This is a genomic window from uncultured Streptococcus sp. (genome assembly GCF_938036805.1).
In the GTDB taxonomy this organism is placed as follows: Bacteria; Bacillota; Bacilli; order Lactobacillales; family Streptococcaceae; genus Streptococcus.
In genome coordinates this window covers 1-11,017 of the sequence record NZ_CALHWC010000069.1, presented here as the reverse complement: position 1 = coordinate 11,017, position 11,017 = coordinate 1, and the positions used below count along the sequence as shown (strand labels likewise).

Here is an 11,017-nt window from a genome sequence, read left to right as displayed (position 1 = left end):
ACATAAGAAACCGTCTACCAACAGCTATGAGGGCTGCGACTAATAGCTTTAGTCCAGTCCTCTTTTATATGATGGAAATCTGTTATTTCTTATAAAAATTTGAAAAAATATTAAACAAAAATCTAAAGCCATTCGATTGAATGTGATAAAGGAGAACTTATGGCAAATCGTAAAATTGTAGTAGCTTTGGGAGGAAATGCGATTCTTTCTTCTGATCCATCAGCAAAAGCTCAACAGGAAGCTTTGGCAGAAACAGCTAAGCACCTTGTAAAACTGATCAAAAATGGGGATGATTTGATCATCACTCACGGTAATGGTCCTCAAGTTGGAAATCTTTTGCTCCAACACTTGGCGGCTGATTCTGAAAAGAACCCTGCCTTCCCACTTGATTCACTTGTTGCTATGACAGAAGGTAGCATCGGTTTCTGGCTACAAAATGCCTTGCAAAATGCCCTCTTGGATGAAGGCATCGAAAAAGATGTTGCTTCAGTTGTGACACAAGTTGTTGTAGATAAAAATGACCCAGCTTTTGTCAACTTGAGCAAACCAATCGGTCCTTTCTACTCAGAAGAAGAAGCAAAAGCAGAAGCTGAAAAGAGCGGAGCGACTTTCAAAGAGGATGCTGGCCGCGGTTGGCGCAAGGTTGTTGCTTCACCAAAACCTGTTGACATCAAGGAAATCGAAACAATTCGTACCCTCTTGAATGCTGGTCAAGTGGTCGTTGCTGCTGGTGGTGGAGGAATTCCAGTCATCAAGGAAGACAACGGTCATTTGGCTGGTGTGGAAGCTGTTATTGATAAGGACTTTGCTTCTCAACGCTTGGCAGAATTAGTCGAAGCTGACCTCTTCATCGTCTTAACTGGTGTAGACTATGTCTTTGTAAACTACAATAAACCAGACCAAGCAAAATTGGAACATGTGAATGTTGCTCAGCTGGAAGAATATATCAAACAAGACCAATTTGCACCAGGAAGCATGCTTCCAAAAGTAGAAGCAGCTATCGCTTTTGTCAATGGCCGTCCAGAAGGAAAAGCAGTTATTACTTCCCTTGAAAACCTTGGAGCTTTGATTGAATCTGAAAGCGGAACAATTATTGAAAAAGGATAAGTTATTTTACTGATAAGATGTATTTAATTTCTAACATCTTTATATCAAATTAGGAATAATTCTTGAAAATAAGTGTGATATTTTCAAAAAATACTAGTTTTTTAGACCTTGATATGGTAAAATAATTATAAATAGAAAGCGTTTTTCTTAAATATTTATTTAAGAAAGTGGTTGGTTTTTTGCACTTTGTTAGACATTAGGAGGAAAAACAAATGAGTGAAAAAGCTAAAAAAGGGTTTAAGATGCCTTCATCTTATACCGTCTTGTTGATAATCATTGCTATTATGGCAGTGTTGACTTGGATCATCCCTGCAGGTGCCTTTGTGGATGGTGTTTACAAGGCTCAACCTCAAAATCCGCAAGGGATTTGGGATGTTCTCATGGCACCGATTCGGGCTATGCTAGGTACTCATCCAGAGGAAGGCTCGCTGATTAAAGAAACCAGCGCAGCGATTGATGTAGCCTTCTTCATCCTCATGGTTGGTGGTTTCCTTGGCGTTGTCAATGAAACTGGTATGCTAGATACGGGTATTGCTTCTATTGTGAAGAAATACAAGGGCCGCGAAAAGATGTTGATTTTGGTTCTCATGCCTTTGTTTGCACTCGGTGGTACAACTTATGGTATGGGTGAAGAAACCATGGCCTTCTATCCTCTCCTTGTGCCAGTTATGATGGCCGTTGGATTTGATAGCTTGACGGGGGTTGCCATTATCCTGCTCGGTTCTCAAATTGGATGTTTGGCATCTACCTTGAACCCATTTGCAACAGGTATCGCTTCATCAACTGCTGGTGTAGGTCTTGGGGAAGGAATTATCCTTCGTTTGATCTTCTGGTTTGCCTTGACTGGTCTTAGCACTTGGTTCGTTTACAAGTATGCTGATAAGATTCAAAAAGATCCAACTAAATCACTTACTTATGCAACACGTGAAGAAGATATGAAATTCTTCAATGTTGGAGAAGATGAAGAAAACGTCAATTCAACTCTTACTAAGAAACAAAAACATGTCTTCGTACTCTTTGTTCTTACTTTTGTCTTGATGGTATTGAGCTTCATTCCATGGACAGACTTGAAGATAACTGTTTTTGGTAACTTCAACACTTGGTTGACTGGTCTTCCAGTTATCGGTAAGATTATTGGTTCATCTACAGCTGCTTTGGGTACTTGGTACTTCCCAGAAGGAGCAATGCTCTTTGCCTTCATGGGTATCCTTATTGGTGTTGTTTATGGTCTTAAAGAAGACAAGATTATCTCTGCCTTCATGAATGGTGCTGCTGACTTGCTCAGTGTTGCCTTGATCGTAGCAATTGCCCGTGGTATCCAAGTTATCATGAACGATGGTATGATTACAGATACTATCCTCAACTGGGGTAAAGAAGGCCTGAGCGGTCTATCTTCACAAGTCTTTATCGTTTTGACTTATATCTTCTATCTGCCTATGTCATTCTTGATCCCATCTTCATCTGGTCTTGCCAGCGCGACTATGGGTATCATGGCTCCCCTTGGAGAATTTGTCAATGTACGTCCTAGCTTGATTATCACTGCTTACCAATCTGCTTCAGGTGTCTTGAACTTGATTGCACCAACATCTGGTATTGTGATGGGAGCTCTTGCACTTGGACGTATCAACATCGGTACTTGGTGGAAATTCATGGGCAAACTCGTTGTCGCTATCATTGTAGTGACTATCGCCCTTCTTCTCCTTGGAACTTTCCTTCCATTCCTATAAAATAGTGAGTGAGGTGATTCCATGAAAACATATATCACGAATCAAGTTAAAGATGAATTTCTTACATCATTAAAAACCTTGATTTCCTATCCTTCGGTACTCAATGAAGGAGAAAATGGAACACCTTTTGGACAAGCAATCCAAGATGTCCTAGAAAAAACTTTAGAGATTTGTCGAGATTTAGGTTTTACTACCTATCTTGACCCTAAAGGTTATTACGGATATGCAGAAATCGGTCAGGGAGCAGAGCTCCTGGCCGTTCTCTGTCATTTGGATGTTGTTCCATCAGGTGATGAAGCGGATTGGCGGACACCGCCATTTGAGGCAACTATCAAAGACGGATGGATATTCGGACGTGGTGTCCAAGATGATAAGGGACCATCAATGGCTGCTCTTTACGCAGTCAAGGCTCTGTTAGATAGCGGGGTAAAATTTAAAAAGCGGGTGCGTTTTATCTTTGGTACAGACGAGGAGACACTTTGGCGCTGCATGGGGCGGTACAATGAACTAGAAGAAAGAGCGACGCTTGGTTTTGCACCAGATTCTTCTTTCCCTCTGACCTATGCTGAAAAAGGCCTCTTGCAAGTCAAGCTGCATGGTCCTGGCTCAGATAAGCTAGACCTAGAAGCAGGAGCAGCCTTTAATGTTGTGCCTGGCAAGGCTAGCTACCAAGGAGAGCTTTTGAAGCAGGTCGTGGCAGGTTTGCAAGTAGCTTCTTTTGACTCTGAGCAAAATGACCAACAAGTTACTGTTCTCGGCCTGCCCAAGCATGCCAAGGATGCAGCTGAAGGTATCAATGCTATTGTTCGACTGGCGACAGTTTTGCAGCCTTTACAAGGCCATCCTGCCTTGGCCTTTATTGCGGAAGCAGTGGGAGAAGATGCGACTGGCGGCCGTTTATTTGGCGACATTTCAGATGAACCCTCTGGTAGACTTTCCTTTAATATTGCAGGTCTGACGCTGAACTCAGAAAAGTCTGAAATCCGTATTGATATTCGGATTCCTGTTTTGGCGGATAAAGATCAGCTAGTGGCAAAACTAGCAGAGATTGCTGGGCGCTACCAGCTGAGCTATGAAGAATTTGACTATCTGGCTCCGCTTTATGTACCTAAGGACAGCGAACTGGTCAGCACCTTGATGGCCATCTACCAAGAAAAGACGGGCGATACTAGTCCAGCTATGTCCTCTGGTGGGGCTACCTTTGCTCGGACCATGCCAAACTGTGTGGCCTTCGGCGCTCTATTCCCAGGGGCTGAGCAGACGGAACATCAAGCCAATGAAAGAGCATCTTTAGATGATCTCTATCGTGCGATGGATATCTATGCTGAGACTATCTACCGCTTGGCAGGAGAGTAAAATTGCTAGGATAGATATCAGTGTTGCGGATTTTTCCAAGTAAAAACTGTGAATCAAAAAGAAAGAGAGTGGGACAAAAGTCCGACCTCAAATATAAAAAGCGAACAAAACTAGTTTTCTGTTAATCAGAATTCTGCTTTGTTCGCTTTTCGCATTTAATTATAGATTTGAAGGGCTTAATAATTAAGATTTTTAAAAATTGAAATCTTTTTGTCCCAAACTCCTCAATTGTCTTTGGATTGTCGAGCAAGACGCAGTGGTTGAGTAGGCTCTATTACGCTGATTTCATCAGCTTTTACAGCCCTACTCAACTGTGCGGAGGTGGGACGACGAAATCGAATTCTAACGAATTACCGATTTCTGTCCCACTCTCTTTTGTCATTTACTAAAGAAAAATGGGGGTGCAAATTCTTTGAGTTTATCAAAGCATTCGATAGCAGCTTGATTATCTTCGCAGATGATCAGGCAGACATCGTCTCCGCAGACGGTAGCAACAATCTGGGGTAATTCCAGAGCGTCTAAAATGGCACCAAAAGATTGGGCTAGTCCGGGTAAGGTTTTCATGACGACTTGATGCTGAACGGGGCGGAGCATGACTAGGGCGTCTTCCATATAGAAGCGCAGCCTTTTCTCCCAACGAGAAGGGGCGATGCTGTTAATGACATAATAGGATTTGTCGTTTTCGGTCACCTTGACTAGATTGAGAGTTTTCATGTCACGAGAGAGAGTAGACTGGGTGACAATAACGCCATTTGCTTCCAGTAGTTCTTGGAGTTCCTGCTGGGTATGGACTCTTTTTTCCATGATGAGGGAGCGAATGAGGCGATGCCTACTTTCGATTTTATTCATAGATTCACCTGTATTTATTTGATAAACATAGCGTCGCCAAAGCTAAAGAAGCGGTAGCGCTCAGTGATAGCATGCTCATAGGCTTGCAGTGTCAGTTGGCGTCCAGCAAAAGCTGATACCAGCATGACAAGGGTTGATTTTGGCAAGTGGAAGTTGGTTGAAAAAGCATCGACAATCTTCCACTGATAGCCCGGTTTGATAAAGATATTGGTCCAGCCGGAGTCTGCTTGGATTTGACCCTCAAATTTGCTGCCGATTGTTTCCAGTGTCCGGATAGAAGTAGTGCCGACAGCAACGATGCGGTGGCCGCTTGCCTTGACTTGACGCAGGGTTTCAGCTGCTTCTTCAGACAAGCTATAAAATTCGGAATGCATCTCATGCTCTTCCAGATTGTCAACTGATACAGGACGGAAGGTTCCGAGTCCGACATGCAGCGTCAGGTAGACGAGTTTAACGCCTTTTTCCGCAATTTTATCCAGCAATTCCTCTGTGAAATGGAGGCCAGCGGTAGGAGCGGCAGCAGAGCCGTTTTCTTTGGCATAGACTGTCTGGTAGCGTTCACGGTCTTCTAGCTTCTCGTGGATATAGGGTGGCAGGGGCATTTCACCCAAACTTTCTAGAACTTCTAGGAAAATGCCCTGATAATCAAAGCAAACGATCCGTCCACCGTGCTCCAGCTCTTCTGTAACAGTGGCAGTCAAACGACCATCGCCGAAAGAAACACGCGCTCCGACTCTTAGACGTTTGGCCGGCTTGGCTAGGACTTCCCAGAAGTCTCCTTGTGTATTTTTCAAGAGTAGGAGTTCGATATGACCACCAGTTTCAGGCTTGGTTCCATAAAGGCGGGCTGGCAGGACACGAGTGTTATTCATAACCAAGGCATCACCTGGCTCAAGTTGGTCAATAATATTGTCAAAATGTTGGTCACTAAACTGGCCAGTTTCCCGGTCTACAATGAGCAGGCGAGAAGAGTCTCGCTTCTCCAGAGGAGTTTGAGCAATCAGTTCTTCCGGCAAGTGAAAATCAAAATCAGCAGTATTCATTCTATCTCCTTAAATAGTTCTCATGATCCAGATATAGTAGGCGGCAAGCAAAAAGGGAGTACTGATAAAGAAAGTTCCCAGGCATAAAAAAATTAGTTGCCAACCGAGATGTTTTTTTAAGAAAAGCCCAGAGGTAAAAAGGGCAATTTCTAGTAAAAAGATTATAAGCATTGGTAATAGCATTCTTTTATTATACCACGATTTGACGCTAAGTCCTTCAGTAAAATTTGAAAAATTGAGCAGAATCTACTTGACAAAAATTGGTCTATACCATATAATAAAATAAGGAATCAATCAAGAAAAATAGGAGAACAGAATGAAAGTTATTCGTGTTGAGAATCAAGTAGAAGGCGCAAAGGTAGCTTTAGAAATCTTGAAGGAGAAGTTGGCTCAAGGGGCTAAAACACTGGGCTTAGCGACAGGAAGCAGCCCGATTGAGTTTTATAAGCAAATCATTGCTAGTGACCTAGATTTGTCAGAGCTGACCAGTGTAAACTTGGATGAGTATGTTGGACTTTCAGAAGATAATCCTCAGTCTTATCGTTACTTCATGAATGAGCAGCTGTTTAATAAAAAGCCTTTTAAAGAAAGCTTTTTGCCAAATGGTGCAGCAGAAGATGCGGAAACAGAAGTGAAACGCTACAACCAAGTCTTGGCTGACCACCCAGTAGATTTGCAAATTTTGGGAATTGGCACCAATGGTCATATTGGCTTTAATGAGCCAGGAACTAGTTTTGATAGCACTGTCCATATCGTCGATTTGGAGCAGTCAACTATCCAAGCGAACGCTCGTTTCTTTGAGAAGATTGAGGACGTACCCACCCAAGCTATCTCAATGGGAATTCGGAATATCTTGGATGCGAAGTCAATCATCCTTTTTGCCTATGGTGCTTCTAAGGCTCAAGCCATCGCAGGAACAGTCCGAGGTGAGGTGACAGAAGTTGTGCCAGCTAGCGCCCTTCAAGGCCATGAAGATGTCGTGATTATTGCTGATAAAGAAGCTTTGAGTTTATTAGAAGTCTAACAATCTATTTCCTATCTAATTTTTAGGTAGGATTTTTTATATTTATCAAAAAACTTGTTAAAAATATGGTATACTAGTTAGGAATGATTTTTTTGGAGGATAAATGTGAAGAAGAAGTTTTTAGTGTTTGGACTGATTTTATCTGCCTTTCTGTCACCATTTTCTGCTGCGGCAGATGAATTGGTAGATATGGCACGAAAAATGTATCCCAATGAAAATGTACAAGCAATCAATCGTCCTAAGTCATCTTTGATGATTGATGGAAATACGGGAGATATCCTGTGGCAGGATAATATTGATGAAATTCGCGACCCAGCCAGCATGAGTAAGATCATGACCTTGTACTTGGTTTTTGAAGCCATTAAAGAGGGAAAACTCAGTTTAGACACGGTGATTAAGGCGACGCCGCAAGATCAAGCTATTGCGGAAATTTATGAAATTTCCAACAATAAAATAGTGGCTGGGGTCAATTATACTGTTTCTGAACTGATTACCATGACAGTTGTCCCATCCTCTAACGCAACAACAGTGATGCTGGCAAATTACCTATCAGATAACGATCCCGATGCTTTCTTGGATAAGATGAACGCCAAAGCACAGGAACTAGGCATGACCAACACCAAATGGTTCAATGCTAGTGGTGCAGCAGCAGTTTCCTTCAAAGGTTACTATACTCCTCAGAGATATAATAATTATGTTAGCAACCAAACGACTGCGCGTGATTTAGGGATTTTAGTTTATAATTTTGTAAAGAACTATCCAGATATTTTAAATTATACCAATCAGGCTAAAGTAACTGTCAAGGCTGGCACGCCTTATGAAGAAACATTTGAGACTTATAATTACTCATTGCCGGGTGCTCGCTATGCTCTAGAGGGAGTAGATGGTCTGAAGACGGGCTCAAGTCCGAACGGTGCTTTTAATTACATTGCAACTGTCAAGCGTGGAAACCAGCGCGTGATTGGCGTTATCATGGGTGTTGGTGACTGGTCTGACCAAGATGGTGAATATTACCGCCATCCATTTGGAAATGCCTTGATCGAAAAATCTTATGCTGACTACGAGTACAAGAAACTGTTCTCTAAAGGGAAGCAGGAGATTGGTGGAAAAACTTACAATCTGCCCGAAGATTTTTATGCGACAATCAAAAAAGATGCGAAGGCAAAGCCTGTAGTTGAGAATGGTGTATTGAAGGCTGGAAATGATCTGTACACGCTCTCTCCAAAGATCTCTGATGAGATGAAAGTGGAGGAAGTAGATGCTTCTGTTGCCCAATCTGCCAAGGACAAGGAAGAAGTTACTGAAAAAGACAATAATAAAGTCTGGTATAGTGACCTGCTGAGTAACCGCTGGTTAATTGCCTTGCCAATTGTCATTATTGTTCTGATTTTCTATATCGAGAATCGGAAATCGAGAAAAGCTAAAGCAGCTGCTAGAAAGCAAAGATTTAAATAAAGGCTTGTGTTTATTTGGCAAGCTGAAATAAAGCTCAGTTCCTAGAAACTGAGTTTTATTCTATTTTTGGAGAGGTTTTGATGATGGGGAAAAAGTTTTCTAATAGCTATTTTGCTTATTTTCTGATGTATAATTTTTATTTTCTTTCACTTTCGTTGTTTTCGACCTTGATATCGGTTTATATGCTGGATCAGGGGTACACGGCGGGTCAAGTATCCATTGTCGTATCAGCTTCCTTCTTTTCTTCCATGCTGGCTCAACCCATCATGGGAATGTTGAGTGATACACTCGGAATCAAGAGAGTTTCGCTTGTCAGCTTTGGATTGATCATTATGGGAGCCATATTTTTTATGCAAGCTGACAATCTCTGGCTCTTAGCCATCTGCTACAGTTTTGTCTTGATGCTCATTAACGGAGTCAGCACAGTGATGGATGTATTGGCGACCCAGAGCCCTTATAAATACGGGAAAATTCGAATTTGGGGGACAATCGGTTATGCCGTCGGTTCACAGCTGGCAGGTTTGATTTATAAAAATATTTCTCCCCAGGCCATTTATCTGGTCTTTATTGGAACCATGCTGCTGAGTATTATAGGGGTTCTTGGCATGAATCCTAAGCGGGATAGGTTGACGAAAAAGACTGAAAAAAGAGGTCGATCGCTCTTTTCAGCCATTCTTAAAAACAGAACCTATCTTTTTTATCTCATTCTTGTTGCCCTTTACTCAGGTGTGGGCAATACAGGTCATACTTATATTCCGTCCATGCTAGAAGCCAGTGGTTTGAGTGTTGACTGGGTAACGACGGTCGTAGCTGTCTCTGTACTCTGCGAGGCGCCTTTAATCTTTTATTCCTACCTTTTCATGGATAAAATCTCTGTCAAAAAGTTGCTCTATATCTGCTTAGGTATGATGCTTCTTCAGTATGCGGTTTATGCTTTAAACTTTGGCTTGGGTTCGAAAATTGTAGTCACCCTGCTTTCCAAACATGCTTCTGGCATGGTACTGACCATGCTTAGTCTGCGCATCGTAGCAAATTTGGTGGATGAAAAATATTTGGTGACCGCTTTTGCGTTACTACAGACAGGGAGAAATTTGGGCACGATTTTCATTCAGAATATGTCAGGGTCTATCTTGGATCACTTTGGCTATGACAGGATGAATCTTATGTTGGCAGCCATTATAGGTCTAGTGCTCTTGCTTGCCCTCTTCTTGAAAGTTCCTGAAAAAAAGAATCAGAATTTATTTGGATAAGAAAAAACGAGTCTGGAATTTTTTCAGCTCGCTTTTGTTTTGGGAGATTACATAAGTGAGAGAATAAATAATACTTCGTTCCATTTCACAAGCCCTTTCTTTGGTGTTTTAATTACGAATAAAGATATAAAAGACATTGTTTTGAAAGGGAAATGCTCATGTTGCTTGCGAAAAATGAAGAGGGGATTTTGCTGAATGCGATGGAAAATCAGCCGTCTCATGGCCAACAACTCTTTTGTCCGGCCTGTTCCGGGGAGGTCCGTTTTAAAAATGGAAGGGTCATGCGGCCACATTTTGCGCATATTTCTCTTGAAGATTGCTCGTTTTATGCGGAAAATGAAAGTGCGGAGCATTTGAACTTGAAAGCGGGACTTTATAGCTGGGGAAAGCAAAGCCAAGAGGTTCAGGTGGAGGCATTTTTGCCTGAGATAAGGCAGATTGCTGACCTTTTGTTGGACGGTCGTATAGCGCTGGAGGTCCAATGCAGTCCCCTCAGTCAGGAACGACTTGAGGAAAGGACGCTATCCTACCGCCAGCATGACTATCAGGTTCTCTGGCTTTTGGGCAAGAAATTATGGTTAAAACAGTCGCTGACGAAACTACAAAAGGACTTTCTTTATTTTAGTCAAAATATGGGCTTTCATCTTTGGGAATTGGATGAGAGAAAGCAGGAGCTTCGGCTTAAGTATCTGATTCACGAGGACTTGCATGGGCGAGCTCAGTACAAGGTCAAATCCTTTCCTTTTGGCCAAGGCTGTCTTTTATCCGTCTTGCGCAGTCCCTTTCAAAAGCAGGGGCTAGAGAGCTATCTGGCTAAGCAGGATCCCGAGATTTGTCGCTATGTTCGTCAGCAGCTTTATTACCAGCAGCCTCGATGGATGAAGCTCCAAGCCCAGCTCTATCAGAAAGGAGACAATCTTCTGACCAAGTCAGCCGAGGATTTTTATCCGCAGGTTCGGCCTGTCCAGGCCAGCTCCTTTTGCCAAATAACAAGAGACTTGAATCCCTATTATCAGCACTTTCATCGCTATTATCAGGCTGAAAAAAATAAGCAGCTTCAAATTGTCTATCCACCAGTATTTTATGCGAGGATTTCCCCCACTTTTATGATAAAATAGAAAAGATGGAGGAAATTTCTATGGCAAAACAAAGAAATGAAATTGAAGAAAAATATACTTGGGATTTGAGCACCATTTTCCCAACAGA

Annotated in this window: 9 protein-coding genes; 7 read left to right on the top strand and 2 right to left on the bottom strand. The window is 42.2% G+C overall.

The genetic code is table 11. The annotated features are described in order from the left end of the window. Window positions 1–159: 159 nt before the first annotated feature. From arcC to Q0191_RS02860, 3 genes are all read left to right on the top strand, one after another. The gene (gene arcC / locus Q0191_RS02870; RefSeq protein ID WP_297663659.1) at window positions 160–1,107 is read left to right on the top strand and encodes a carbamate kinase; all 948 of its coding nucleotides are present in this window, start codon (window positions 160–162) and stop codon (window positions 1,105–1,107) included. Window positions 1,108–1,319: 212 nt separating this feature from the next. Beyond that, complete coding sequence (locus Q0191_RS02865) at window positions 1,320–2,834, top strand: YfcC family protein (RefSeq protein ID WP_297663658.1); 1,515 nt, start codon at window positions 1,320–1,322, stop codon at window positions 2,832–2,834. A 21-nt stretch (window positions 2,835–2,855) separates the two neighbouring features. Next, window positions 2,856–4,190, top strand: a complete 1,335-nt coding sequence (locus Q0191_RS02860; protein ID WP_297663656.1) for a dipeptidase — start codon at window positions 2,856–2,858, stop codon at window positions 4,188–4,190. A gap of 378 nt (window positions 4,191–4,568) precedes the next feature. On the opposite strand, the gene Q0191_RS02855 is transcribed toward Q0191_RS02860, so the two are convergent. Continuing rightward, window positions 4,569–5,039, bottom strand: a complete 471-nt coding sequence (locus tag Q0191_RS02855; protein ID WP_005590761.1) for an arginine repressor — start codon at window positions 5,037–5,039, stop codon at window positions 4,569–4,571. A 14-nt stretch (window positions 5,040–5,053) separates the two neighbouring features. Next, window positions 5,054–6,082, bottom strand: a complete 1,029-nt coding sequence (gene queA / locus Q0191_RS02850) for a tRNA preQ1(34) S-adenosylmethionine ribosyltransferase-isomerase QueA (RefSeq protein WP_297663654.1) — start codon at window positions 6,080–6,082, stop codon at window positions 5,054–5,056. A 316-nt stretch (window positions 6,083–6,398) separates the two neighbouring features. On the opposite strand from queA, the gene nagB reads away from it, so the two are divergent. From nagB to Q0191_RS02830, 4 genes are all read left to right on the top strand, one after another. Continuing rightward, the gene (nagB, locus tag Q0191_RS02845; protein WP_297663653.1) at window positions 6,399–7,106 is read left to right on the top strand and encodes a glucosamine-6-phosphate deaminase; all 708 of its coding nucleotides are present in this window, start codon (window positions 6,399–6,401) and stop codon (window positions 7,104–7,106) included. A gap of 123 nt (window positions 7,107–7,229) precedes the next feature. Next, complete coding sequence (locus tag Q0191_RS02840) at window positions 7,230–8,561, top strand: D-alanyl-D-alanine carboxypeptidase (protein ID WP_297663663.1); 1,332 nt, start codon at window positions 7,230–7,232, stop codon at window positions 8,559–8,561. Between the two features lie 83 nt (window positions 8,562–8,644). After that, a complete protein-coding gene (locus tag Q0191_RS02835; RefSeq protein ID WP_297663661.1) occupies window positions 8,645–9,811 on the top strand; it encodes an MFS transporter in 1,167 nt (388 codons plus the stop codon). A 158-nt stretch (window positions 9,812–9,969) separates the two neighbouring features. After that, window positions 9,970–10,929, top strand: coding sequence for a competence protein CoiA (locus Q0191_RS02830; protein ID WP_297663652.1), 960 nt, complete (start codon window positions 9,970–9,972; stop codon window positions 10,927–10,929). The last annotated feature ends 88 nt before the right edge of the window (window positions 10,930–11,017 follow it).